We start from the raw sequence: 25,021 nt of genomic DNA on the forward strand, positions 1-25,021 counted from the left end.
CCCGATGAGTCACGCGATGAATCCGCCGCCCACCGTTGACGAACTGCTCCAGCAGCCGATCGAAGCGATCATCCCGCATCGCGGCACCATGTTGCTGATCGACGCCGTGGACACGTTCAGCGCGGAAACGCTGAGCGCGCGCGCCACGGTCCGCGCCGACGCGTGGTATGCCGATGCCGACGGCGCGATGCCCGCGTGGATCGGCATCGAACTGATGGCGCAGGCGATCGCCGCGCACGTCGCATTGCTGGCCATGCGCGGCGGCGGCCGAGCGCGTCCCGGTGTGCTGCTCGGCTCGCGCAGCTACAAGGCATTGCAACCGTCGTTCGCGGCCGGCGCGCACCTGTCGATCCACGTCACGGAACTGCTGCGCAGCGAAGAAGGCCACGGCGCATACGAATGCACGATCCGCCACGGCGACATGGATTGCGCCGAAGCGGTCATCAAGGTTTTTCAACCGCCCGATTTTCAGTCATTCATTGAAGGGAGTTTCAGTTCATGAGCCGGCGTGTTCTCGTTACCGGCGCAAGCCGCGGCATTGGCCGCGCGATTGCGTACAAGTTGGCCGCCGACGGCTTCGCGGTCTCCGTGCATTGCCGCACGGGACGCACCGAAGCCGACGCGGTTGCGACGGGCATCGCCGCGCAGGGCGGCACGGCGCGCGTGCTGCAATTCGACGTGCGCGAGCGCGCCGTATGCCGCGAAGTGCTTGAAGCGGACGTCGCGGCACATGGCCCTTACTACGGCATCGTGTGCAGCGCGGGCGTGACCCGCGATGCCGCGTTCCCCGCGCTCACGGAAGAAGACTGGGACATCGTGATCGAAACCGGTCTCGATTCGTTCTATAACGTCGTCCATCCGTTGACCATGCCGATGGTGCGGGCCCGCAAGGGCGGCCGCATCGTCACGATCGCTTCGGTGTCCGGCGTAATGGGCAATCGCGGCCAGGTCAACTACAGCGCGGCGAAAGCTGGCTTGATCGGCGCGACCAAGGCGCTCGCCGTCGAACTGGCGTCGCGCAGCATCACCGTCAATTGCGTCGCGCCGGGTCTGATCGAAACCGGCATGCTCGACGACATGCCGCTCGAACAGGCGTTGAAGACGGTGCCGATGAACCGCGTCGGCCAGCCTGCCGAGGTGGCGTCCGTGGTCAGCTTCCTGATGTCGGATGCGGCCTCGTATGTCACGCGCCAGGTGATCGGCGTCAACGGCGGGATGATCTGATGAAGCGCGTCGTCATTACCGGCATGGGCGGCGTCACGGCGTTGGGCGATAGCTGGGACGTCATCGAAACGCGTTTGAGGAGCGGCGTGAACGCCGTGCGGCGCATGCCCGAGTGGGATTACTTCGAGTCGCTGCATACGCGCCTCGCGTGCCCGCTGCCGGACTTTACGACGCCCGCGCACTATCCGCGCAAGAAGACCCGCTCGATGGGCCCGGTCTCGATGTACTCGGTGCGCGCCAGCGAACGGGCGCTCGCCGACGCTGGCCTCGCCGAGAATGCGCTCATCGGTGACGGCCGCATGGGTGTCGCCTATGGTTCGTCGTCGGGCTCGGTGCAGCCGATCCGCGCGTTCGGCACGATGCTCGAAACCGGCTCGATGGGCGACGTCACGTCGAACAGCTACGTGCAGATGATGCCGCACACCACCGCGGTCAATGTGAGCCTGTTCTGGGATCTGAAGGGGCGGATCATTCCGACCTCATGCGCGTGCGCGTCGGGTAGCCAGGCCATCGGCTACGCGTATGAAGCGATCCAGACCGGCAAGCAGACGCTGATGCTGGCGGGCGGCGCGGAGGAACTGTCGGGACCGGCGGTCGCCGTGTTCGACACGCTATACGCCACCAGCACGCGCAACGACGAGCCGCATCTCACGCCGCGTCCGTTCGACGCCGCGCGCGACGGCCTCGTGGTCGGCGAAGGCGCGGCCACACTGGTGCTCGAAGAATACGAGCATGCGGTGGCGCGTGGGGCGCGCATTCACGCGGAGATTGTCGGCTTCGGCTGCAACTCGGACGGCGCGCATATGACGCAGCCCACCGCCGAAACCATGGCGCTCGCGATGCAACTCGCGCTCAAGGACGCCCAACTGCCGCCGGAAGCGATCGCGTACGTGAATGCGCACGGCACCTCGACGGATCGCGGCGATATCGCCGAAAGCCATGCGACCGCGCAGACCTTCGGCTCGCGCATGCCGATCAGTTCGCTCAAGAGCTATGTCGGCCACACGCTCGGCGCGTGCGGCGCGCTCGAAGCGTGGTGGACCATCGAGATGATGAAGCGCAACTGGTATGCGCCGACCTTGAATCTGACGAACGTCGATCCGGCTTGCGCACCGCTGGATTACATCGTCGGCACGGGTCGGGAGATCGATGCCGAGCATGTGATGAGCAACAATTTCGCGTTTGGCGGCATCAACACGTCGCTGATTTTCAGGCGCGTTCGATGAGCGTGGCGCTGCAACGCGTGGTCGTGACCGGCATGGGGATCGTGTCGTGTCTCGGCAATACGCTCGACGAGGTGTCCGCTGCGCTGCGCGCGGGTCGCTCGCGTATCGAGCGGATCGACGCCTGGCGTGAACGTGGTTTTGCCTCGCAGGTGGCGGGCGTGGCGTCGGTTGCGCGCGAGCCCCTGTTCGAGCGCAAGCTCGAACGCTTCATGGGCGAGACCGCGCGGTTCGCCTGCCATGCCGCGCGCAAAGCGATCAGCGACGCCGGGCTCGATGCCGCGGCATTGCGCTCGCCGCGCGCCGGCACGGTGATTGGTTCGGGCGTCGGCACGATGTCCAGTTACGACGCGGCCGTGGCGATCGCGCAAGCTCGCGGCGTCGACAAGGTGCCGCCGTACACGGTGCCGCATGTTATGAGCAGCACCGCGTCGGCCAATGTCGCGCAGGTGTTCGGGCTCGAAGGCGTCAGCTATTCGCCGTCGTCGGCGTGCACAACGTCGGCGCTCGCGATCGGCCAGGCGATGCAACTGATTCAGACCGGCCGCCAGCAGATCGTGCTGGCCGGCGGCAGCGAGTCGCTGCACGACAACACGACGTTGATGTTCGACGCAATGGGCGCGCTGTCGCGCCGCTTCAACGACACGCCCCAGCGCGCGTCACGTCCCTATGACACGGAGCGCGACGGTTTCGTGATCGCCTCGGGCGGCGGCGTGCTGGTGCTCGAAGCGCTCGATCACGCACTAGCACGCGGCGCGCCCATCTACGCGGAACTCATCGGATTCGGCGACTGCACGGATAGCACCGGCATGGTCGCGCCGCGCGCGGCGGGTATCGCCCGCGCCATGCGCGGTGCGCTGAACGAAGCGGGCAAGCGGCCCGACTACGTCAACATGCACGCACCGTCTACTCCGCTTGGCGACCTCGAGGAACTGCGCGCGTTGAACGAGGTGTTCGGCGCGGCGTTCGAGCGTGGCGTGCCGGCGTTTTCGTCGACGAAGGGCATGACTGGGCATCCGCTCGGCGCGAGCGGCGCCCACGAGGCGATCTACACGCTGCTGATGATGCGCGATGGCTTTATCGCGGGCACGGCGGGAATCGACACGCCGGAGCCGGCAGTCGCCGACATGCCGCTCGTGCGTGCGACGCGCGAAGCGCGCATCGGCACGGCGATGTCGGTTTCATTCGGGTTCGGCGGCAGTTGCGCGAGCCTGATGTTCGAAGCATGGCAGGGCGGCTGAGACGGCCGCGACTTTAAAAAAACGAGGGCAAGAAAAATGAAAAGAACAGCTGTATTGGGTGCGCTGGCAGTGGTGATGTTGACGCAGGCGGGATGCGCCACGCAAGTGAAGTCGCTGCCGCTCGCGGCGGCCGGCGGCGAATCGCGCGCAAGGTTGCCGGTCCCGACGACGCCTGCCATGAAGCGCTAGCCGAAGCCGTGCGGAAGCTGCGCGCGGCGGCAAACGAACGCCACGCCAATGCCGTGATCGACGTGTCGACACGCTTCCATAGCAGCGAGAGCAATTCGTCGACCGACTTCACCTGCGGGGTCAGTCCTAGCGCGGCCGCGATTGCGGTGAAGGGGCAACTCGTCGTGCTGGAAGCGAACTGAGCCGAATCCGGATAGAACGCAATAGAACTCACCAGAGCAATAACAACGACCAAGGAGTCTCAATGAAACGCCATGTGCTGTTTGCCGCATTGTTCGCAGCGGTTGCCACGTTGAGTGCCGCGCCGGCTTTTGCTCGCGACACGGTCAACTACTATCCGCTCGATCAGGCCTTGCAAAGCGAACCCGGCAAGGTGAGCGACGACATCGCGCTGTATTTCGCGGGTCAGCACCATCCGGCCGTCTCGAAGACGATGGGCGAGTTCGCCACCAACAAGAAGACCAACGCGTTCGGCAAGAGCGACTTGCAAGCGTGCCAGCACGTTTTCCTCTCGGCGGTGATCGAATTGCAGGAGCGCGCGCGTAAGGAAGGCGGCAACGCGGTGATCAACATCAAGAGCAATTACAAGAACGAATTGCGTGAGAGCGCGACCGAGTACACCTGCGGCGCGGGCGCGGTGATCGCCGGCGTGGCGTTGACGGGTGAAGTCGTGACGTTGCGCAAGTAAGCGCGGATCCGTGCGAAGCAGCACGAACCTGCGCGTAAGGTAGAGAGAAAGAGTGGGAAGGCGGCACAGTTGCCGCCGCCCCGCGCCGTTTTACCGCACCGGGCTCGTGCCTTGCTGCACGACTGCCGGGTGCGTTGTAAGGCTTAACCGGCTTTGACCGCCGCGACATTGACCAGCGTTTCACGACGCTTGCCGGGTTGCGGACGATACAGGCCGAGCCGTTCGAGTAGACCGAAGTCTTTCGCGCGGCTCCACCAGAGATAGGGCAGCGAGACGTTACGCTCGCTAAAGTTGAAGCCGCCGCGGCGGATCATGTCGAGGTAACCGTCGGCGCTTTTTTGCACCTGCATGGGATGACGGAACAGTAGCCGGATCACCCACGATTTGATGTACGCATCCGTGGATTCGGCGAACAGCAGAATGCCGCCGGGTTTGAGCACGCGGCGGAACTCGGCGAGCGCGCGCTCCTGCTCGACGAGATGATGGAAAGTCTGATGGCAGAACACGATATCGGCGCTCGCGTCGGGCAACGGCAGCTTCGCGCAGTCGCCATGCAGCAGTTCGATATTGGCCAGTTTGTCGCGGCAGGCGCGGGCCGCGTGCGCGGCGAGTGTCAGCGAAGGCTCGTGGAAGTCGACACCCACGATACGGCGCGGCGCGAACGCGTCGGCGAGCAGCCGGAAGGACAGACCCTGGCCGCAACCGGCGTCGACGATTACCGGCGCCTCGGGCAAGGGCGTGTCGATGAGACGTTTGAGGTCGTTGATCGCGACCCGCAGTACATGGTGTTCCCAGGTGTAGGTACGCAGGAACCAGATCCCGAAAGCCGTTTCCGGCACGTAAGGGACACGGGATGATTCAGATGGCGACACGCTGGGCTCCCCGGCGAAATAGTGTTTTTGTTGTCAGAGTGTAATTGCAACGAGATGTAAGGATGCAGCGAATCGCTGCTCCGGGCAAGCCAAACGATTGAGGCAAATTTGAGTACACATTCGTCAAAGCGTACGACGGTCGATGTCGTGATCATCGGTGCCGGACCGGCAGGCGCGGTCGCGGCGGCGTTGCTGCGCAAGACCGGGCGCTCCGTGCTGGTGCTGGAGCGCCAGCATTTTCCGCGCTTCTCCATTGGCGAGAGCCTGCTGCCGCAAAGCATGGCTTACCTCGAAGAAGCCGGCATGCTGCAGGCCGTGGTCGAAGCCGGCTTCCAGTACAAGAATGGCGCGCATTTCGTGTATCGCGATCAGTCGTCGGCGTTCGACTTCCGCGACAAGCACTCGCCGGGCTGGGGCACCACCTATCAGGTCGAACGCGCCGTGTTCGATGACATTCTGATTCGCTGCGCGGCAGAGCAGGGCGCGGACGTGCGCTTTGGGCATGCGGTGCGCGCGGTTCACACCGGCGCCACGCCGTTAGTCGATGTGGTCGATGAAGCGGATCACGCGTATCAGGTCGAAGCGCGTTTCGTGTTCGACGCGAGCGGCTTCGGCCGCGTGTTGCCGCGTTTGCTGAACCTCGAAGCGCCAACGCGCATGCCGACGCGCGCCGCGATTTTCACGCATGTGCAGGACGGCATTCCGGCCGGCGTGACCGACCGCAACAAGATCTGCGTGGCGACGCATCCGGAGCGCCGCGACGTGTGGTTCTGGATGATTCCTTTAGCGGGTGGACGCTCGTCGGTAGGTTGTGTCGCCGAGGCGAGTTTTCTCGACGTGCCGGATGCTGAACGCGACGCGAAGCTGCGCGAACTGATCCAGCAGGAGCCGACGCTAAACCGCCTGATCGGCAACGCGCCGTTTTTGATGCCGGTGCGTCACATCGGCGGCTATGCGGCGAACGTGGAGCGTTTGCACGGGCCGGGTTACGCGTTGCTCGGCAACGCGGGCGAGTTTCTCGATCCGGTGTTTTCGTCCGGCGTGACGATCGCGCTGCGCTCGGCGCATCTTGCTGTGCAGACCTTGAACCGGCAACTGGACGGCGAACAGATCGACTGGTCGGCTGCTTATGACGTGCCGTTGCGCAAGGGCATCGATACGTTCCGCGCTTTCGTCGAGCGCTGGTACACGGGCGCGCTGCAGGACATCATTTTCTATCCGGAGCAGACGCCGTCGATTCGCCGCATGATCAGCGCGGTGCTGGCGGGTTACGCGTGGGACGAATCGAATCCGTATGTCGCCGATCCGGTGCGGCGGCTAAATGCGTTGCATGAGGTTTGCATGCAGCGTTGATTTGCCTGCGCGATCCGGCGCGAGTTTTACGGCAGGCATGAATGAAAACGGCGCTTCATTATCGAAGCGCCGTTTCTTTATTCAACCGCGTGAATCACGTAGCTCAAGCCGCGATTTTGGCCGCGCCGGATGCATGCTGCCGAACATCGTCGCGGCGATGCACGCGCTTGCCGGCCGCATACGTTTCGTAGATCGCGCGATCGTCGCCGAGCAGCGCGAACGCGAACAGCAGTTCCTCCAGCGATTCGGTGCGCGCGGTGCGGCGCGCGAGCAACGGCGTCGCGCGCGGATCGAGCACGACGAAGTCCGCTTCCGACTTCGGCTTCAACGTGCCGACCTTGTCCGCCAGGTCGAGCGCTTCGGCCGCACCCGCGGTGGCCAGATAGAACATGCGTGTGGCCGTCAGATGATGGCCGGTCAGACGCGCGACCTTGTGCGCTTCGTTCATGGTCTGCAGCATCGAGAACGAGGTGCCGCCGCCGACGTCCGTCGCGAGCGCGATCGGCATGCCGGCTTTATCGGCCTTGTCGAAATCGAACAGGCCGCTGCCGAGAAACAGGTTCGAAGTCGGACAGTGCGAGGCGACCGTGCCGGTCTGCGCCATCCGCTTGCGGTCTTCTTCGTCGAGGTGGATGCAATGGCCGTACACGGCGCGGCGGCGCAGCAGGCCGTAGTGATCGTAGATGTCCAGATAGCTGCGGTGCCCCGGGAACAGGTCGGCGACCCATTTCACCTCGTCGTGATTTTCCGCGACATGGCTCTGAATGAAGATGTCCGGATGCTTGCCAGCGAGCACGCCGCACGCTTCCAGTTGCGCCTCGGTCGAGGTCGGCGCGAAACGCGGCGTGAGCGCATACATCTGACGGCCGCGATTGTGCCAGCGGCCGATCAGCTCGGCGCTGTCGTCGTAGCCCGACTGCGCGGTGTCGCGCAGGAACTCGGGGCAGTTGCGGTCCATCAGCACCTTGCCCGCCACCATGCGCAGATTGCGTGCTTCGCTCTCGGTGAAGAGCGCGTCGGCCGATTCCTTATGGACCGTGCAATACACGAGCGCGGTGGTCGTGCCGCACGCCAGCAGTTCTTCGACGAAAAAGCTCGCCGTGTCGCGCGCATAGGCCGGGTCGGTAAAGCGGCGCTCGGTCGGGAACGTGTACGTCTCCAGCCACGGCAGCAAACCCGGCGCGGGCGAGGCGATCATGTCCGTCTGCGGATAGTGAATGTGCGTGTCGATAAAGCCCGGCACGATCAGCTTGTCGCGCATCTCCACGACCGGGGTGCCGGGCGCGAGTTGCGGCGCGAGCGCAGCATAGGCGCCCGCCGCGACGACATGGCCGTCTTCGACGATCAGCAGGCCGTCCTCGTTGAAGACCGCCGCATTGGGCGATTGCGCGGGATCGCCGTTGAAGGTCAGCAGTTGCGCGCGGAATGCCGATTGGCCCGCTTTAGCCGATTGAGTCATGGAAAAACCGTCTCCGAATGTGAAAAGCTGAACAGCGCGGACGACGGTTCGATCGAGAGTTCTTACACGAACCCTTGCCGCCGCCGGCTGCGATACATCGGCCCGTCAGTGCGGGCCGCTTGGGTGCCAGTGCGCGTCGAGCTTCGCGATCAGTTCGCTGCGTTGCTCGGGCGTGACGAACGACGCTTCGAAGCTGTTGCGGATGATCGTGTAGACCTCGGCATCGTTGAGCTTCAACGCGTCGATGGTGGCGAGATAGTTGGCGTTCACGTAGCCGCCGAAGTAAGCGGGATCGTCGGAATTCACCGTCACGGCCACGCCGCGATCGAGCAGATCCTTCAGCGTGTGCCTGGTCAGGTCGTCGAACACGCAGAGCTTCAGGTTCGACAGCGGACACACGGTCAACGCGACGCGTGAATCGGCGAGGCGCGCGACGAGCGCCGGATCCTCGATGCTGCGCACGCCGTGATCGACGCGGTCCACTTTCAGCAGATCGAGTGCTTCGTAGATATACGAAGGCGGGCCTTCTTCGCCAGCATGCGCGACGAGTTTCAGGCCGAGCGCGCGCGCCTTGGCGAACACGCGTTCGAACTTCGAAGGCGGATGGCCGCGTTCCGACGAATCGAGACCCACGCCGATCAGACGATGCTTGTACTGTTCGAACAAAGGCCGCGCTTCTTCGAAAGTGGCGAGCGCGTCTTCCTCGGACAGATGGCGCAGGAAACACAGAATCAGCTTGCTCGTCATGCCGCGCTTTTCCGCGTCGGCTAGCGCGCGTTCGATACCGGCCACGACGGTTGCGATCGGCACGCCGCGCTCGGTGTGCGTCTGCGGATCGAAGAAGATTTCGCTGTGAATCACGTTATCCGCGAGACAGCGTTCGACGTACGCCGTCGTCATGTCGTAGAAGTCCTGCTCGTGCAGCAGCACGCTCGCACCCGCATAGTAGATGTCGAGGAACGATTGCAGATCGGTGAACGCATACGCGGCGCGCAGGGCGTCGATCGAGTCGTAGGCGAGCTTCACGCCGTTGCGCTCGGCGAGCGCGAAAATCAGTTCGGGTTCGAGCGAGCCTTCAATGTGGATATGCAGCTCGGCCTTTGGTGCCAGCGCGGTTTTCTCGGCCAGCGGCGTGGCGGTAACGTTCGTTGTAGTCATGGTCGGTCAGGAGTTCGTTGGAATGGTTTCACGCCGGATGCACTAGCTCGATGGCGATGCGGCCGTGTTTCGCGCCGTCGGGCATCACACCGTCTGCGCGGCGTGATGCGTGCCCGCGTTCGCCTCGACGGCTTGCAACACCTGCGCCGCCGCCGAGATCGCGATGATCTCCGGCGACTTGTCGACGATGCCGTCCACGCCGAGCGGGCACTTCATCCGCGCGATCAGCGACGGATCGAGACCGCGCGCGGCCAGCCGGTGTTCGAACTGCTTGCGCTTGCTGTGCGAGCCGATCATGCCGAAAAACGCGAAGTCGCCACGCCGCAGAATGCGTTCGGCCAACTCGAGATCGAGCGCATGGTTGTGCGTCATCACGATGAAGTACGTGTTCGGCGCGGCCTGGTCGATCGCTTCGTCGGGTGCGTCGTTCGGGTCGATCTTCACGTTCGGCGCATGCAGCGATTCGGCGGGCGGAAATTGCGCGTCGCGCTCGTCCACCCAGCGGACCGCGCAAGGCAGCGTGGCCAGCACGCGGACCAGCGCGGCGCCCACATGCCCGGCGCCGAACAGCACGACCGCGAAGTCGCCTGGGGCGATGGTTTCGGTGAGCAGCGCGCCGCTGTCGTCGAAACCGGCGCCGTCCCACAGCAGGCAGTCAGCGGCGTCGACGCCCGGCTCGGGGTCGGACAGCATCACCGCATCCGGTGCGGGGCCGAATGATACGCTACGCACCGTCGAAAGGCCCGCGGCCACACGTTTCGCGAGCGACGTGATCCAGCCGAGGTCGCCGACATCGAGCCGCTCGAAAGCGACGATTACCGCGCCCCCGCAGCATTGGCCGAGGCTTGGGCCGAGCGCGAAGCGTTCCAGCCGGCGCATGTGCGGCGAGCGCATGCCGTCGCGCAGCACCTGGCGCGCGGTCTCGATGGCTTTCCATTCGAGATGCCCGCCGCCGATCGTGTGTTTCGCCGAATCGCGCGTGACGATCATCTTGGTGCCGGCTTCGCGGGGCGCCGAACCTTCGACGCGCGCGACCGTCACCAGCACGGCGGCGTCGCCGTGCGCGAGCAGTTGTTGCAGGTCAGGTAGCCAGGCTTGCATCCGGCGTTCTCCATACAGGGCCGCGCGGGGTGTCCGTTCGGCCGGTTGACTGTGGGCCGACGCGTTCGTGTCGCGTCAGGCCTTGGGGTTATCGTTTCACGCGGTCGTGTCGGTCGTCGCGGGTTCCGTTGCCGATTGAGGCGCGAGCGGCGGCTGCACTGCATCCAGTGCGTCGAGAATCGCTTCGGGCGTGGCCGGCGCGCGCAACGGCGGCGCGTCGCGCGCGTCCGGCACCGCGGCCGCGATCGCGTCGCGAATCGCGAGGAACACGGAGAACGGCAACAGCAGCGGCGGCTCGCCAACCGCCTTCGAACGGAACACGGTCGGCTCGGCGTTGCGGTTCTGATAGAGCTGAACATGGAATGCAGCGGGCGTGTCGCTGACCGCGGGAATCTTGTATGTGGACGGCGCGTGCGTCATCAGGCGGCCGTCGCGGTTCCACCAGAGTTCTTCGGTGGTGAGCCAGCCCATGCCCTGAATGAAGCCGCCTTCCACCTGGCCGATATCGATCGCCGGGTTAATCGACTGGCCCGCGTCGTGCAGCACGTCCGCGCGCACCAGTTTCCATTCGCCAGTCAACGTGTCGATCACGACTTCCGACACCGCCACGCCGTAGGCGAAGTAATAGAACGGGTGACCGGTCAGCGTTTTTGCATCCCAATGCACTTTCGGTGTGGTGTAGAAACCGTCCGACCACAACTGCACGCGTGCGAGGTACGCCGCGCCGACCAGTTGTTCGAACGGCATCGCGCCGCCGTTCACCGACACCTGGCCATTGGCGAATTGCACGTCGCCGGCGCTGCCCCCGAGCTGTTTGGCCGCGAGTTCGGCGAGTCTTGCGCGAATCGTTTTCGCCGCGGCTTCGGCGGCTTTGCCATTCAGGTCGCTGCCGGTGGAGGCCGCGGTCGCGGAGGTGTTCGCGATCTTGGAAGTATCGGTTGCGGTGACCCGCACGCGGGAGAGCGGCAAGCCGAGCTCATTGGCCACCACTTGCGCGACTTTGGTGTTGAGCCCCTGGCCCATCTCCGTGCCGCCGTGATTGACGAGTACCGAGCCGTCTTTGTACACATGCACCAGCGCGCCGGCCTGATTCAGAAACGGCACGTTGAACGAGATGCCGAACTTCACCGGCGAAAACGCGAGGCCGCGCTTGAGCACCGGACTGCCTGCGTTGAATGCCGCGATCGCTTTGCGGCGCGCGCGATAGTCGCTGGTGCCGAGGAGTTCGTCGGTCAGCGGCGCGATGATGTTGTCTTCGACGCGCTGCCCATACGGCGTCGTATCGCGCTCGCCGATGCCGTAGTAGTTGGCGAGGCGCACATCGAGCGGGTCGCAGCGCAACTGGCGCGCGATGCTGTCGAGCATCACTTCCATCACGAGTGCGCCTTGCGGGCCGCCAAAGCCGCGGAACGCGGTGTTCGATTGCGTATTGGTCTTGCAGCACAGCGCGACGATGTCGACATCGGACAGATAGTACGCATTGTCGAAGTGGCACACTGCGCGCGTGGCGACCGCACCCGACAGGTCGGCGGAATAGCCCGCGCGCAACGCGATTTCCACGCGCGCGCCGAGAATGCGGCCGCTCTCGTCGAAGCCCGCTTCGTAGGTATAGACCGCGTCGTGGCGCTTGCCGGTGATCATGAAATCGTCGTCGCGGTCGGCACGCAGTTTGACCGGACGGCGCAGCCGTTTCGCCGCCAGCGAGGCGACGCAGGCGAACAGCGCCGATTGCGATTCCTTGCCGCCGAAGCCGCCGCCCATGCGCCGGCATTCGCACACCACGTTATGCGCCGGCCAGTCGAGCATATGCGCGACCACCTGCTGCATTTCGCTCGGATGCTGGGTCGAACTGTAGACGAGCATGCCGTCCATTTCCTTCGGCACCGCGTACGCGATCTGGCCTTCCAGATAGAACTGTTCCTGGCCGCCGACTTCGAACGTGCCGCTGATCCGGTTCGGCGCGGCGGCGATCTTTGCATCCGGTTCGCCGCGCTTCAGATGCAGGGGCGGCAGCACGAACTGCTTGGCGGCCTTTGCCTCGGCGGGCGTGAGGATGGCTTCGAGCGGCTCGTAGCGGATCACGTCGTCGCTCTTTGCGAGTGCGGCGGCGCGGCGTGCGAGTTCGTGGCTTTCGGCGATCACGGCGAAGACCGGCTGGCCGAGATACAGCACTTCATCGACCGCGAGAATCGGGTCGTCGTGCAACACCGGGCCGCAATTGTTCTCGCCGGGAATGTCCTCGGCGCTCAGCACGGCGATCACGCCCGGCGCTTGTCTGACGGCGTCCAGATCCATCGACACGATTCGCGCGTGCGCGTGTCGCGACAGGCCGAGCGCCGCGTGCAGCGTGCCTTGCAGCTCGGGCACGTCGTCCGTGTAGGTGGCTTCGCCGCTCACATGCAGCGCAGCCGATTCATGCGGCAGCGACACGCCGATCGACGCGTCGCTTTCATGAGCGGCGGCAGCGTGCCCTGCGGCGGGGTCGACGAAAGCATCGGTCCGGTTCATCACGACGGCTCCTTCGCAACGGCGGCGTCCGGCGCGCCGGCTTCGAACGCGAACGCATTCACGTCGAAGAGGGCGAGGGGCGCGTCATCGCGCGTTTCGAGGTGGAAGCGCCACAACAGATTGCGCGCCACTTTCAGCCGGTAGGCGCTCGAAGCGCGCATGTCGGTGAGCGGCTGGTAATCGGCGACGAGCGCATTCATGGCTTGCCGCGCGGTGCTTTCGTCCCATGTTGCGCCATTCAAGGCCGCTTCGGTTTGCGCGGCCCGCTGCGGCGTGGCGGCCATGCCGCCGAACGCGATGCGAGCTTCCTCAATGCTCCCGTTTGCGCCGACGTGCAGCGCGAACGCCGCGCACACGGCCGAGATGTCCTGATCGTAGCGCTTCGACACCTTATAGGTGCGAAAGCGCAGATTGCCCACCGGCCGCGGCACGCGCAGCGCCGCGACGAACTCGCCGGCGGCAAGCGCGGTTTTCTGATAGCCGAGGTAGAAGGCATCGAGCGGCAGCGTGCGGGATTGCGGACCGTGGCGCAGCACGACTTCCGCGCCGAGCGCGAGCAGCGTCGGCATCGAGTCGCCGATCGGCGAGCCGTTCGCGACGTTGCCGCCGAGCGTGCCGGCATTGCGGATCGGCAGCGACGCGAAGCGCGTCCACAGTTCGGCGAGTTCGGGGTAGTCGACGGCGAGTGCCGCGTACGCGTCTTCGAGCGTGACGGCGGCGCCGATGGTCAGCATCTGCGCGTCGCGCTCGATCGTCTTCAATTCGGCGACGTTGCCGATGTACAGAATGTCGCCGAGATCGCGGAATTGCTTGGTGACCCACAGGCCGACGTCCGTGCTGCCGGCCAGCAGTCGTGCATGCGGATGGTCGGCGCGCAGTTTGGCTAAGGCATCCAACGAGACCGGCGCATAAAAGGCGGGTGAGCCGAACTCGACGCCGCGCGTGTCGGGTGCATGGTATTCGAAGGTGTCGCGCCGTTGCAGTGCGCGCAGCTTGTCCGCGACGGCCTGGCGGTCGAGCGTCACGCGCGGATATTGCGGGTGGTCGAACATCTTCTGCGAGGCGTCGACAATCGGCCGGTAGCCGGTGCAGCGGCACAGATTGCCGGAGAGCGCGGCGTTGATTTCATCGCGCGTGGGCAGCCCGGCGGCGGCCGGCTGGTTTTCGTACAGCGCCCACATCGACATGACGAAGCCGGGCGTGCAGAAGCCGCATTGCGAACCGTGGCAGTCGACCATGGCTTGCTGCACGGGATGCAGCGCGCCGTCGGCGGCGCGCAGGTCTTCGACCGTGAAGAGCGCGCGGCCGTCGAGCGTGGGCAGGAACTGGATGCAGGCGTTGACCGCTTTCAGCGCGAGGCCGCCGTGCGCGTCCAGTTCGCCGACGACGACCGTGCAGGCGCCGCAGTCGCCTTCCGCACAGCCTTCCTTGGTGCCGGTGCAATGCAGATCCTCGCGCAGATGCTGAAGCACGGTGCGCGACGCAGGGACGCCCGAAACCTCACGGACAGACCCCTGGTGATAAAAGCGGATGGTTTGCGTTGTCATGGCGAATCCGAAAGACAGTGCGGACCGGGCGCGCGTTACGCATGGGGTCGCGCCGTAGCCGGCCTCGCGCACGTAGATCGCCATCCAGGTTCGACGATAGCATTACCTTGTCCCAAAAATATTTCCGATGTCGCATGAAGCTTATTCGGAAGCGATCATGAGATAAGTACGATTCGCGTTAAGGCCGGAAGTTGCGTAGGGTGGAGCGCGGGCGGAAAGTCACGTGGTGCGGGGAGCGGCGGGGTAAAACGGACGCCGCCCAGCCGCCGGATGCGGGAATCGTGGATGAAAAAACACCGGATTTCGCGCTGCCGTGGGTGGCGGCACGAAATCCGGCGCTAATCAGTGCAGTGCGGCAAAGGCGGCAAAGGCGGCAAAGGCTGCAAAGGCCGCAAAAGCCGCGATGGCACCAGCCCGATCAGGCGATCCGGCGGCGGTTGCGGACCAAAGTCAGCGCCAACGGGATGAACGCGATCACAAAGGCGACCAGTGACCATTGCGGCAGCGTCAGGCCCAGGATCGGCGGATAAGCCGTTTCGCACAGGCCGGCCACCTTGAACACGCCCGGCAGCCAGTGCGCGGGCGGCAGGCTGTCGACCAGCGGCTGCAGCGCGTCGAAGCCGCAGCTAAAGCCGGGATTGGCCTGGACATAGACATGGCGCGCGGCCGTCACGATGCCGCCGAGCGCCGACAAGGCCGCCAGCACTTCCAGCAGACGCACGCCGCGCCAGCTATTGAAGCGTGCGCCGAGGAACGCAAAGATCGCGATCAGTAGGAAGAAATACCGCTGGATGATGCACAACGGGCACGGGTCTTCGTGCAGGAAGTACTGCAGATACAGCGCGCCGCCCACCAGGGCGACGCAGATCAGGGCAAGCAGAACCAGCAGGGAGCGCTCGCGGCGCAGCATCGCAGTGTCGTTATTCATGGATCGTGTGGCTGTCTCTGGAAACAGAAAGGGCGGGTGCCCGCGATTCTAGCGCGAACCCCCGCCCTGCCGCTTATCCTGCTTTTACGGCGTATTTCCCAATCAGCGAATCGCGTTCAGCACCGCTTCGGCGCCGCGGCCGATCGCCAGCAGCGCGTCGTCGGCGTGCGGCGCGCCGGCCAGCATCAGGCCCACGGGTGCGTCGCCGCGCAGGTGGCACGGCAGCGACAGCGCGCAGGTGTCGAGGAAATTGAACACGCTCGGGTTGCGCAGAATCAGCGCGTTGGTGCGGCCAAACGCGTCATCGTCGTCGACCAGATCGGCGACGCGCGGCGGCACCACCGGCACCGTCGGCGCCACCACCGCATCGAAACGCTGCCACAACGTGCGCGCGGCTTCGGCGAGCATCGCCTCGCGTTCGGCGAGCAGATCCAGATAGTCGGCGGCGCTGGCCGGCTGACCTTTCAGAATGCGCACCAGCACGCGCGGGTCGTATTGGTCACGATGCTTTTCCAGCAGCGGACGATGCCACGCATACGCCTCGATCGGCGAGAACCCGAAGCGGTTGATCTCGGGCAAACGGTCGAGCGGTGCGAAACGCACCTCGCTGACAATCGCGCCGGCCGCTTCCAGATGTTTGAGCGCCGTGTCGACCGCCGCGGCGACCGCCGGCTCCACGCCGTCGGTCACGAAATTCGTCAGTACGCCAAGACGCACGCCTTCGAGCGGGCGGGCGGCCGGAATGCGCGGCTCGAGCCCGGCCAGCATGCGGTCCACCAGCGCGCAGCACGCCACCGACACGCCGATCGGCCCGAACGAATCGAGCGTCGATGAAAGCGGCACGCCGCCTTGTTTGGGGATGCGGTCGGCGGTCGGTTTGAAGCCGGTCAGGCCGCACAGCGCCGCCGGAATGCGGATCGAGCCGCCGGTGTCGGTGCCGAGCGCGATCGCCGCCATGCCGTCCGCGACGGAAGCCGCCGCGCCCGACGACGAACCGCCCGAAATCCGCTCATCGCCCTTCACGCCGCGCTGGTACGGGGACAGAGGATTGCCGTAGTGCGGGTTCAGGCCGAGTCCGGAAAACGCGAACTCGCTCATGTTGGTGCGGCCAACGAGCACGGCGCCAGCCCGCTTCAGGCGCGCGACCGCGACGGCATCCGCCCTGGCGGCGGGGGCGTCGGCGAGCACCACGGAACCGGCGCGGGTCGGCTGGCCTTCGATATCGAACAGGTCCTTGACCGACAGCGGGATCCCGGCAAGCGGCGAGAGCACCGTGCCGGCGGCGCGCAGCCGGTCGTGCGCGTCGGCGGCGGCGCGGGCGCTGTCCGCGTCGACATGCATGAAGACGGCTGCGCCCTGGCCGGCCGGATCGGCGATCCGCTCGAGCGCCGTCTCGACGAGCGCGCGACTGGTGGTGCGTCCGGCGGCGAGGTCGGCGGCAAGCTGGGCAAGCGGCGGAAAGGGCGTGAATTCAGTGGCCATGATGTCGGTAGTAATCCGGTTGAAGCGCGCGAAGCCGGTGGGTGGGCTCACACGCGGTGGCTTAAATGCGATTGAAGAGGGTCGCGCGGAACGCTTCGATATGTTTTTGCACCGATTGGCGCGCGCCTTCGGCATCACGTTCGCGCAGCAGGCGAAACAGTTCGAGATGTTCCTCGTGCACGTCTTCCAGATGATGCGGCTCGGACAGCGAAATGAACCAGAAGCGCAGCGAGCGCTCGTGCAGCCCGCGCAGGATGTCGGCCAGCACGGGGTTGCGCGAGGCGGCCGAGATCGCCAGATGAAACTCGCGGTCGATATCCATCATGCCTTCGATATCGTGCGCGGCCACGCACACGGCCGAGCGGTCCAGCAGCGCCTGCATCGTGTCGTAATCGTGCTGTTGCGCGTGGCGCGCGGCCAGCTCGACGCAGTAGCTTTCGTTGACGAGGCGCACGTCGATGATCGCCAGCACGTCGTCGAGCGAAACCGGGCGGACCATGATGCCCTTGCGCGGCATGATGGTCAGCATGCCTTCGTGCACCAGCCGGTGCAGCGCCTGATGAACCGGCGTCCTGCCGATGCCGGTCAGCGCCATCAGTTCCGCCTCGTTGAGCACCTCGCTCGGCCGCAGGCGCATGGTAATGATCTCGCGCTTGACGAACGCATACGCCTGCTCGGCGAGACTCGCGGCGGCGGTCGCGCGGGTGGGTCTGGAAGGGCGGGCGGTCTGCAAAAGCGTCATGTGAAGAGGAAGCGGGCGATGTCGTCCGCATTGTAGAGCAAGGTTTTGTGCGCGCGACGCGCGCCGGGCGCGCACCGCGGCTGGTGGGCGATCAGCCTGCGCTTCCAGACGCGGCACACATGAATCGCAGTCCCGCGCTTGCACTCGTTTCGCACGGCGCCCGTGCTGTTTCGCACGACCGCCGTTTTCTCTGCGGGCGCCGCGCCAGATCGCGTCCATCAGCGCCAGTCAGGCGCGGCTCGGCGAAACCGCCGCAGCATGCTGCACCTTGACGCGCGGCATAATCAACGTGACCAGCCCACCGACGATCAGCGCCCCCGCGATCAGCACGAGCCCGAACGTCACGCTATGCGTCGCGTCCTTGACGATGCCGAGCACATACGGGCTCACATAGCCGGCGAGGTTCGCGATCGAGTTGATCACGGCAATGCCGGCGACGGCGGCCGTGCCTTGCAGGAACGTCGTCGACATCGACCAGAAAATGCCGAAGCCCGCGAGGATGCCGATATACGCGATCGACAAACCCGTCACCGCAAGCGGAATCGAGTTGGTCACCGAGGCGCTGCCGAGCAGCCCCGCCGCGCCGATGAAGCAGCACACCGCGTAGTGCCAGCGCCGCTCGCCCGTGATGTCCGAGGAGCGCCCGATCAGGATCATGCCGATGCCCGCCGCCAGATACGGAATCGCGGTCACAAAACCGTTGGTGACGAGGTTCGTCACGCCAAGATCCTTGACGATCTGCGGCAGCCAGAACGAGAAACCCGCATTGCCGGTGACGAGGCAGAAATAGATCAGCGTGAGCAGCCAGAAACGGCCCGAGCGCAACGCGACCGCCAGGCTGTGTTGCGCGCCGGCCGCCGCGGCCGCGCTGTTTTCCCGCGCCAGACGGCCGAGAATCACGCGCTTTTCGTCGTCGCTGAGCCATGCGGCTTCGGCGGGCGTGTTGCGCAGCACGGCGAGCGCCCAGAAGCCGGCGAGAATCGACGGAATGCCTTCGATCAGGAACATCCACTGCCAGCCGCGCAAGCCGTGCGCTTCATGCAGCGCCGACATCAGAAAACCCGACAACGGCGCGCCGATAATGCCTGCCACCGGAATCGCCGCCATGAACACGGCGACCATGCGGGCGCGCCGGTCGGACGGAAACCAGAAAGTCAGATAGAGCACCACGCCCGGCACCAGACCGGCTTCGGCGACGCCGAGGAAAAAGCGCAGCACGTAGAACATCGTTTCCGAGTGCACGAACATCATCAGACACGACAGCAGACCCCACAGCATCGTGATGCGGGCGATCGTGGCGCGCGCGCCGAACTTCTTCAGCAGCAGATTGCTCGGCACCTCGAACACGAAGTAGCCGAAGAAAAAGATCCCCGCGCCGAGTCCGTACGCCGCGTTCGACAGGCCGAGGTCGCCGGTGAACTGCAGCTTCGCGTAACCGATGTTGACGCGGTCCAGATACGACAGCACGTAGACGAGAAACAGGAACGGCATGATGCGCCAGGTGATCTTGCGCAGGGCGGCGGCTTCGAGCCACGCGTCGGAAGACGCGTCGGCGGCGGATAGCGAAGGGGAGCTCATGGGTGCCTCATTCGACGATAGGGAGCGCGCGCACGCGATAGGCGTGGCGCAGCGTGCGGTTCAGAACGGGATCGTGCAATTCGAGTTCGAGCGCGTCGCCGTCGGCCATGCCGACGATGCCACCCTGTACCGCCAGCGTGCCGCAGAACATCGCCGCGCCGGGCGCGAGTGGCGCGCGCGTGAGCAGATCGGCGGCCGGCAGCAGCGATGACACGCTGCCTTGCTGATAGACGCGCCGCTCGCCGTTGGTCACGGCATAAGCGCGCAATTCCAGCTGATCCCAGTGGCCGGATACATCGTCGAAACGCCAGGCGTCGCGCGCGACCGGTTTCGGACAAACCTGTTTGGAGACGGTGACGCCATAGGCCTCGACTTCGCGGTCGGTGTGGTCCGAACCGACGGTGACGAGCACGCCCGTCTTCGCATGCACCAGCACGCATTCGGCTTCGCCGCTGGACTTCATGCCGACCACGTCGATCTGCTCGGCCTGCGTCAGCAGTTCGGCGCCGAGGCGATAGAAGCACGGTGTGGTGGAGGGCCGCTTCACGCCGAGTTCGGCCAGTTCGGCAATGTGATGCTCGATCGCGGCCTGATCGCGCCCGGCCCAGCCGGCGATGGTTAGACGATTGACCTCGGCGGACTCCGCGCGGCTGTCGCCGGCACGTTCTGCCACGTTGAAAGACACCTGCTGCATGACTCGACTCCGCTAAAAATATGCGTCAAATATTATTGTGATATTTCACAGGAGTCCAGCGTGTCAAAAACATTCCGCAGCGCGCGTCGGCGAGGTGCCGACACGATGCCGCTGCGGCGGGCGTCCCGTCGGCAATCCAGCGCCGTTTGGCCGTTCGGGCGATTCGGCGCCTCGCGTTCCTTTGTTACACTGCGCCTTTGCAACTTTACTTTTTGTAAGGAACGCGCTCATGCATCATGGCATCGGCTTCATTCAGGACCTGGCGGTCGTGATGGCGCTCGCCGGCGTCGTCACCGTGCTGTTCCATCGCCTGAAACAGCCGGTGGTGCTGGGCTACATTGCCGCTGGCGTGATCATCGGGCCGTACACGCCGCCGTTCCAGCTGATCCACGACGAGCAGACCATCCAGACGCTCGGCGAACTCGGCGTGGTGTTCCTGATGTTTTCGCTCGGCCTCGAATTTAGTCTGCGCAAGCTCTTCAAGGTCGGCGCCACGGCAATCGTCGCGGCGCTCTCCGAGATCGTCCTGATGTTGTGGCTCGGTTACGAAATCGGCAGCGCGTTCGGCTGGAGTTCGATGGATTCGCTGTTCCTCGGCGCGATCCTCGCCATCTCGTCGACCACGATCATCGTCAAGGCGCTCTCCGAACTGGGCCTGAAGCGCGAGACCTTCGCGCAACTGGTGTTCGGCATTCTGATCGTCGAAGACATTCTCGCCATTGCGATGCTGGTCCTGCTGTCGGGCATTGCGCAGACCGGGCAGTTGAGCGCGGGCGTCGCCGTGGTCACGCTCAGCAAGCTGCTGCTGTTCATGACGGTGTCGCTGGTGGTCGGCATTCTGGTGGTGCCGCGCGCCCTGAACTATGTGGCGCGCGCGAAGAGCGACGAGATGCTGCTCGTCTCCGTGCTGGGCTTCTGCTTCGGCTTCTGTCTGCTGGTCGTGAAGCTCGACTACAGTATCGCGCTCGGCGCGTTCCTGATTGGCGCGATCATGGCCGAATCGCGCCATCTGCATCGGATCGAGCATCTGATCGCGCCGCTGCGCGACGCCTTTTCCGCGATCTTCTTCGTGACGATCGGTTTGATGCTGAACCCGGCCGTGCTGGTCGACTACGCATGGCCGATCGCGGTGATCACCGTGGCGGTGATCGTCGGCAAGATTGTGTCGTGCGGGCTCGGCACCTTTCTCGCCGGCAAGGACGGGCGCACGGCGATGCGGGTCGGCATGACCGTCTCGCAGATCGGCGAGTTCTCGTTCATCATCGCGTCGCTCGGCTTGACGCTGAAGGTGACGAGCGCGTTTCTGTATCCGATCGCGGTGGCGGTGTCGGCGTTGACCACGCTGTTCACGCCATACCTGATTCGCGCGGCCGACCCGCTGACCCAGCGCCTCGGTCACGCCATGCCGCGCACGCTCGCGAATGTGTTCGGCATGTACGGGCAATGGCTCGGCAGCCTGAGCACGACGAGCGGCGAGCCGACGCTGTTCAGCATGACGCGGCGGATCATTCTGCAGATCGCCGTCAATCTGGCGCTCGTCGCCGCGATTTTTCTGGGCGTGTCGTATAGCGCGCCTTATACCAGTTCGCTGCTCGCGCACTGGCTCAGTTCCGAACCGATGCAGCGCGTCGTGCTATGGAGCGCCGCACTGGTCGTGTCGATGCCGTTCCTGGTCGCCGTGTATCGCAAGACCAAGTCGCTGGCCTTGCTACTCGCCGAGGTCAGCGTGCAACCGGCCACAGCGGGGCGCTTCACGAGCGCGATCCGTTACGCGATCTCCGATCTGGTGCCGGTGGTTTCGATGGTCGGCGTGTTTCTGCTGGTCGCGGCGCTTTCAGGCGGCATTTTGCCGCCGACGGGCCTGCTTGCCGTGGTGCTCATCTGCGCCGCGTTGCTGCTGGCGCTGCTATGGCGCTGGTGCGTGAAGATCCATGCGGCGATGCAAATCGCCTTGCGCGAGACTTTCAACGAACAGCCGGATCCTTAAAAGTCAGACAGACTTTCGCCGCGGCCCTTTAACGGGAATCGTTGCGGCGCGTCGCAACAATGTGAGCAATTGTGTGCGGGTTTGCGGGGCTTGCTTCGCTAGCGGATAATCAGGGCATATTCATTCGTTCGCGTGGAAGGCGCCTGTCTGACTGTCATGAGCGAAAACAAACCTGAAAACGCCGGCAAGCCCGGCGATCCGACGCGGCCTTCGGCGTCGCCAGCGCCGTCCGGCACGCCGACAGCTGGCTTGACGCCGGAAGAACCGGCGGCCTCGCTGCCTCTCTCGCATGAAGATGCCATCCAGTCTCCGATCAAGGACGCAGTGACGTCGCCGACCCATGCCGGCACCGCGTCTGCTACCACGTCGGCGGCGGAGCAGGCAGCCGTGAGATCGTCGACCGACGATCCCGACAGTGCGTCGGCCGTCACGCCAACTGATCCGCACGCGGCGCGGCAACGCGACGCAGCCGAAGCACGCAGTTCGGCCGCCGCCTCCACCGCGCAGCAGGAAGCCGAGGTTCATGAAAAGGAAGCCCGGCGCGCCGGAACGTTCGCCGCGAAACCCGCTCCGAAACCCGCGCCGACCTTCGCGAGCAGCGAAGCTGTCGACGGCGAGCTGATTACCTCGGTGGAAGACGCCACCGTTATCGAAGAGGTCCCGCGCCCCGCCGAGCAGAAGGCCGGCTCGCCGCCGCCCGGTTTCGGCGCGGCGCCTGACTTCAGCGCGTCCAATCCGCCGCCGCCCAATGCATTGCCGCCGTCGCCGCCGCGCTATCTGAAGCACAACGATTCGGCGTGGACCGTGTTCGGGCGCATCGTCGCGGCGCGCGCGCGGCAATTGTTCGATCGCGCGGGCCAACGGATCACGCAGCGCACGCTGCGCATCGGCGTGTCGGCGCGCATCTTCCATCCGGAGCCGGGTGCGAAGGGATTGCGCGGCAAGACATTGCAGTATCTCGAGGAATCGATTGCGCATTGGGTCATGTCGCGCGATGTGCTGGTGTTCATGATTCCGACGGTCGGTCATCAAGGCATGCTGCATCCGAGCAATATTCGTTTGCGTGATTACGCGAAGCATCTCGACGGCCTGCTGCTGCAAGGCGGCGCCGACGTCTCGCCGCAGTCTTACGCGGAACAGGCAACCAGCCACGAGTGGCCTGGCGACCGCGTGCGCGACATGTACGAGCTCGAACTGCTGCACGAGTTCATCGAGTCGGGCAAGCCGGTGCTCGGCGTGTGCCGGGGTTGTCAATTGATCAACGTGGCGTTTGGCGGCACCTTGTATCAGGACATCGCCACCGATGTGCCGACCGCCGGCGCCCACGTCAACGAGGACTACGATCAGCATCGGCACGGAATTCACTTCCCCGACGGTTCGACGCTTGCGAATATGTTTCCTGGCCGGCGCGATGCGATCGTCAACTCAATTCACCATCAGGCGGTGAAGACGCTCGGCCGCGATCTCAATATCGAAGCCGTGTCGGCGTCGGACGGCATCATCGAGGCCGTGCGCTACCGGCGTGCGCCGTTCGTGATGGGCGTGCAATGGCATCCGGAGTTTCATCGTGCGGGCGGCGCGGAACTGCTCGACTGCACGCCGTTGCTCGATAACTTCCTGCGAGTGGCGCGCGAAACGCGTTTTTAAGGCGGCTCGCTCCATGTCGGGTCCGCGCCCTGGGCGTGCGGTTCAAAGTTGAGTGACAGAGGCTGATTTGTTCGAGGTGCACCACCGCTTTTTGCGATGGTGCGCCTCGCGCAATTCCTGGTGCCGTTCTCATGGTGCGTTATTTTATTGATCGACGACTGGCGTGTCGCCTCGCATTGTGCGTTGAGCGTCGCGTGGTCCGGCGAGATCAACGGCATGTTTTGAATTGCGGGTGTTTCGTTGTCGAGATAGATAATCAGGAGTGCGTGTTTCTCATGGCCGGCACTCTATCCTCCTGTTTCGAGTCCGTTCGCTGCTGGATTTGCACCAACCAGGCATAAGTTCAGGCTTGTCCAAGCGAGGCTTAGCCTTCCTTTTTCGGCTTATCCGAATTTGTTTGTTTCGAGATTGCTGAAGCGATTTGGCTAATTTAGTCGGCAGCCATTTATCTCGATTTAAAGTCGGTCCGCGCGACATTTGAATGCTTCGTTTACGGGCCAATCCGCGCGATAATCTGCGGCTGATTTGGATTCGCATGGAGCATGCACGTATGAAGTACCCCTTAATTGTACGGCGCGCCATGCTGCTCGCGACTTCGTGTGCGCTGTTGCAGCAGGGCGGTCTCGTACTGGCAGCGCAAGGCGGCGAGGCCGTGCCGATGGCCGGCACGAGGCCCGCTATCAACACCCTGACGCCGCAGCCCGCGGCTGACGCGCTGCGCAACACGGCGTCAGCCTCACCGGCTTCGGCTAGCGATGCGCAAGGCAATGTCGCCGAGCTCATGCAGATGATTCACGACGCAAAGTTAAGCGAACTGCGCACCACGTATAACGGCAGTTACGGCGCCAGTCTGTTTTTCTATCCGCAGGAAATGACGTACTACGTCGCGTTGTTCCAGGACAAACATTTCTGGCGCGTGCTCAAGTCCGAAGACGCCGCGCGCGCGGAAGCGGTCTATGCGGGCTTTGCCCAGCAGACCACGCAACTCGCCGATGTCGAGATTCGTCGCACGCAGTTGCAGGCGCAGAAGGCGTATATCGAAGACATCATTGCGTTATCGGAAGATCGCGCCAAGCGTCTGCAAGCCGATCTCGACGTGGCTCGCACGCAGCAAGCCAAGGTCAACGACTATCAGCGTCAGACGCAAGGCGAAGCGGCCGCGCTGCACGCGGAGAAGGAAAGGGCGCAGGCGCAGTTGCGCCAGGTGCAAGGCGAAGTGATGCAACTGCAGCGGCAAACCGAGATGGGATTGCCGATTCAGAAGTAGACGCATGAACGTAACTAAGCCCGGCCATTCACGAAATGACCGGGCTTTTTTGTTTCAAGCTACTGCGATTGGTGTCATGCCTATTTCGCGAATTGGTCGGGAACCTCGGTAACACGCCGCTGCGACAGGCGGG

General features: G+C 64.6%; 20 protein-coding genes and 1 pseudogene. 10 read left to right on the forward strand and 11 right to left on the reverse strand.

What is annotated here, in order from left to right:
• Window positions 1-16: 16 nt before the first annotated feature.
• From AC57B1_RS34665 to AC57B1_RS34690, 6 genes and pseudogenes are all read left to right on the forward strand, one after another.
• Entirely contained in the window at window positions 17-502 is a 486-nt protein-coding gene (locus AC57B1_RS34665; protein ID WP_091801075.1) for a hotdog family protein, read from the forward strand.
• On the forward strand, window positions 499-1,224 hold the full coding sequence (locus tag AC57B1_RS34670) for a 3-ketoacyl-ACP reductase FabG2 (RefSeq protein ID WP_091799927.1): 726 nt from the start codon (window positions 499-501) through the stop codon (window positions 1,222-1,224). The genes AC57B1_RS34665 and AC57B1_RS34670 overlap by 4 nt, the downstream gene beginning before the upstream one ends.
• Window positions 1,224-2,450, forward strand: a complete 1,227-nt coding sequence (locus tag AC57B1_RS34675) for a beta-ketoacyl-ACP synthase (RefSeq protein WP_496419964.1) — start codon at window positions 1,224-1,226, stop codon at window positions 2,448-2,450. The genes AC57B1_RS34670 and AC57B1_RS34675 overlap by 1 nt, the downstream gene beginning before the upstream one ends.
• Complete coding sequence (locus AC57B1_RS34680) at window positions 2,447-3,688, forward strand: beta-ketoacyl-[acyl-carrier-protein] synthase family protein (RefSeq protein WP_496419965.1); 1,242 nt, start codon at window positions 2,447-2,449, stop codon at window positions 3,686-3,688. Before AC57B1_RS34675 ends, AC57B1_RS34680 begins: the two co-directional genes overlap by 4 nt.
• A 36-nt stretch (window positions 3,689-3,724) precedes the next feature.
• Window positions 3,725-4,059, forward strand: a pseudogene (locus AC57B1_RS34685) (signal peptidase).
• A 62-nt stretch (window positions 4,060-4,121) separates the two neighbouring features.
• Complete coding sequence (locus AC57B1_RS34690; protein ID WP_408296374.1) at window positions 4,122-4,565, forward strand: excinuclease ABC subunit A; 444 nt, start codon at window positions 4,122-4,124, stop codon at window positions 4,563-4,565.
• Between the two features lie 143 nt (window positions 4,566-4,708).
• Here the strand turns inward: AC57B1_RS34690 and AC57B1_RS34695 are convergent, their stop codons facing one another.
• Window positions 4,709-5,437, reverse strand: coding sequence for a class I SAM-dependent methyltransferase (locus AC57B1_RS34695; RefSeq protein ID WP_496419966.1), 729 nt, complete (start codon window positions 5,435-5,437; stop codon window positions 4,709-4,711).
• Window positions 5,438-5,545: 108 nt separating this feature from the next.
• Here AC57B1_RS34695 and AC57B1_RS34700 point away from each other — a divergent pair, with 108 nt between their 5' ends.
• Complete coding sequence (locus tag AC57B1_RS34700; protein ID WP_408354697.1) at window positions 5,546-6,790, forward strand: NAD(P)/FAD-dependent oxidoreductase; 1,245 nt, start codon at window positions 5,546-5,548, stop codon at window positions 6,788-6,790.
• Between the two features lie 103 nt (window positions 6,791-6,893).
• Here the strand turns inward: AC57B1_RS34700 and guaD are convergent, their stop codons facing one another.
• The 10 genes from guaD to AC57B1_RS34750 form a co-directional block, all read right to left on the reverse strand.
• The gene (gene guaD, locus AC57B1_RS34705) at window positions 6,894-8,249 is read right to left on the reverse strand and encodes a guanine deaminase (protein ID WP_408185345.1); all 1,356 of its coding nucleotides are present in this window, start codon (window positions 8,247-8,249) and stop codon (window positions 6,894-6,896) included.
• A gap of 105 nt (window positions 8,250-8,354) precedes the next feature.
• A complete protein-coding gene (locus AC57B1_RS34710) occupies window positions 8,355-9,407 on the reverse strand; it encodes an adenosine deaminase (protein WP_408354700.1) in 1,053 nt (350 codons plus the stop codon).
• 84 nt (window positions 9,408-9,491) lie between these two features.
• Window positions 9,492-10,508 (reverse strand): xanthine dehydrogenase accessory protein XdhC, encoded by a 1,017-nt coding sequence (gene xdhC, locus AC57B1_RS34715; RefSeq protein WP_091799954.1) that lies wholly within the window; start codon window positions 10,506-10,508, stop codon window positions 9,492-9,494.
• A 96-nt stretch (window positions 10,509-10,604) separates the two neighbouring features.
• A complete protein-coding gene (xdhB, locus tag AC57B1_RS34720) occupies window positions 10,605-13,016 on the reverse strand; it encodes a xanthine dehydrogenase molybdopterin binding subunit (protein ID WP_496419967.1) in 2,412 nt (803 codons plus the stop codon).
• The gene (xdhA, locus tag AC57B1_RS34725; protein ID WP_496419968.1) at window positions 13,016-14,563 is read right to left on the reverse strand and encodes a xanthine dehydrogenase small subunit; all 1,548 of its coding nucleotides are present in this window, start codon (window positions 14,561-14,563) and stop codon (window positions 13,016-13,018) included. The genes xdhB and xdhA overlap by 1 nt, the downstream gene beginning before the upstream one ends.
• A gap of 418 nt (window positions 14,564-14,981) precedes the next feature.
• Entirely contained in the window at window positions 14,982-15,491 is a 510-nt protein-coding gene (locus tag AC57B1_RS34730; RefSeq protein ID WP_091799961.1) for a disulfide bond formation protein B, read from the reverse strand.
• A gap of 102 nt (window positions 15,492-15,593) precedes the next feature.
• Entirely contained in the window at window positions 15,594-16,973 is a 1,380-nt protein-coding gene (locus AC57B1_RS34735; RefSeq protein WP_496420335.1) for an amidase, read from the reverse strand.
• A 61-nt stretch (window positions 16,974-17,034) separates the two neighbouring features.
• Entirely contained in the window at window positions 17,035-17,715 is a 681-nt protein-coding gene (locus tag AC57B1_RS34740; RefSeq protein WP_091799965.1) for a GntR family transcriptional regulator, read from the reverse strand.
• 228 nt (window positions 17,716-17,943) lie between these two features.
• Window positions 17,944-19,293, reverse strand: coding sequence for an MFS transporter (locus AC57B1_RS34745; RefSeq protein WP_496419969.1), 1,350 nt, complete (start codon window positions 19,291-19,293; stop codon window positions 17,944-17,946).
• A gap of 7 nt (window positions 19,294-19,300) precedes the next feature.
• Entirely contained in the window at window positions 19,301-19,987 is a 687-nt protein-coding gene (locus AC57B1_RS34750) for a DUF2848 domain-containing protein (protein ID WP_408354709.1), read from the reverse strand.
• Between the two features lie 229 nt (window positions 19,988-20,216).
• Between AC57B1_RS34750 and AC57B1_RS34755 the strand changes: the two genes are divergently transcribed.
• The 3 genes from AC57B1_RS34755 to AC57B1_RS34765 all read left to right on the forward strand — a co-directional run bounded on the left by AC57B1_RS34755 (window position 20,217) and on the right by AC57B1_RS34765 (window position 24,888).
• Complete coding sequence (locus AC57B1_RS34755; RefSeq protein WP_496419970.1) at window positions 20,217-21,974, forward strand: cation:proton antiporter; 1,758 nt, start codon at window positions 20,217-20,219, stop codon at window positions 21,972-21,974.
• A gap of 156 nt (window positions 21,975-22,130) precedes the next feature.
• A complete protein-coding gene (locus AC57B1_RS34760; RefSeq protein ID WP_496419971.1) occupies window positions 22,131-23,621 on the forward strand; it encodes a gamma-glutamyl-gamma-aminobutyrate hydrolase family protein in 1,491 nt (496 codons plus the stop codon).
• Window positions 23,622-24,171: 550 nt separating this feature from the next.
• Window positions 24,172-24,888: a DUF2968 domain-containing protein gene (locus AC57B1_RS34765; RefSeq protein ID WP_496419972.1), complete on the forward strand. Its 717-nt coding sequence runs from the start codon at window positions 24,172-24,174 to the stop codon at window positions 24,886-24,888.
• Window positions 24,889-25,021: the final 133 nt, after the last annotated feature.

This window comes from Paraburkholderia sp. BGA-UO-ETr-F21, from assembly GCF_059567925.1.

Bases quoted from the DNA above. Each gene is read 5' to 3' on its own strand.
- AC57B1_RS34735 (WP_496420335.1), bottom strand. From the start codon at position 16,973: ATGGCCACTGAATTCACGCCCTTTCCGCCGCTTGCCCAGCTTGCCGCC.
- xdhA (WP_496419968.1), bottom strand. From the start codon at position 14,563: ATGACAACGCAAACCATCCGCTTTTATCACCAGGGGTCTGTCCGTGAG.
- AC57B1_RS34710 (WP_408354700.1), bottom strand. From the start codon at position 9,407: ATGACTACAACGAACGTTACCGCCACGCCGCTGGCCGAGAAAACCGCG.
- AC57B1_RS34690 (WP_408296374.1), top strand. From the start codon at position 4,122: ATGAAACGCCATGTGCTGTTTGCCGCATTGTTCGCAGCGGTTGCCACG.
- xdhB (WP_496419967.1), bottom strand. From the start codon at position 13,016: ATGAACCGGACCGATGCTTTCGTCGACCCCGCCGCAGGGCACGCTGCC.
- AC57B1_RS34760 (WP_496419971.1), top strand. From the start codon at position 22,131: ATGAGCGAAAACAAACCTGAAAACGCCGGCAAGCCCGGCGATCCGACG.
- AC57B1_RS34765 (WP_496419972.1), top strand. From the start codon at position 24,172: ATGAAGTACCCCTTAATTGTACGGCGCGCCATGCTGCTCGCGACTTCG.
- AC57B1_RS34680 (WP_496419965.1), top strand. From the start codon at position 2,447: ATGAGCGTGGCGCTGCAACGCGTGGTCGTGACCGGCATGGGGATCGTG.
- AC57B1_RS34745 (WP_496419969.1), bottom strand. From the start codon at position 19,293: ATGAGCTCCCCTTCGCTATCCGCCGCCGACGCGTCTTCCGACGCGTGG.
- AC57B1_RS34670 (WP_091799927.1), top strand. From the start codon at position 499: ATGAGCCGGCGTGTTCTCGTTACCGGCGCAAGCCGCGGCATTGGCCGC.
- AC57B1_RS34755 (WP_496419970.1), top strand. From the start codon at position 20,217: ATGCATCATGGCATCGGCTTCATTCAGGACCTGGCGGTCGTGATGGCG.
- AC57B1_RS34730 (WP_091799961.1), bottom strand. From the start codon at position 15,491: ATGAATAACGACACTGCGATGCTGCGCCGCGAGCGCTCCCTGCTGGTT.
- AC57B1_RS34750 (WP_408354709.1), bottom strand. From the start codon at position 19,987: ATGCAGCAGGTGTCTTTCAACGTGGCAGAACGTGCCGGCGACAGCCGC.
- AC57B1_RS34665 (WP_091801075.1), top strand. From the start codon at position 17: ATGAATCCGCCGCCCACCGTTGACGAACTGCTCCAGCAGCCGATCGAA.
- AC57B1_RS34740 (WP_091799965.1), bottom strand. From the start codon at position 17,715: ATGACGCTTTTGCAGACCGCCCGCCCTTCCAGACCCACCCGCGCGACC.
- AC57B1_RS34675 (WP_496419964.1), top strand. From the start codon at position 1,224: ATGAAGCGCGTCGTCATTACCGGCATGGGCGGCGTCACGGCGTTGGGC.
- guaD (WP_408185345.1), bottom strand. From the start codon at position 8,249: ATGACTCAATCGGCTAAAGCGGGCCAATCGGCATTCCGCGCGCAACTG.
- xdhC (WP_091799954.1), bottom strand. From the start codon at position 10,508: ATGCAAGCCTGGCTACCTGACCTGCAACAACTGCTCGCGCACGGCGAC.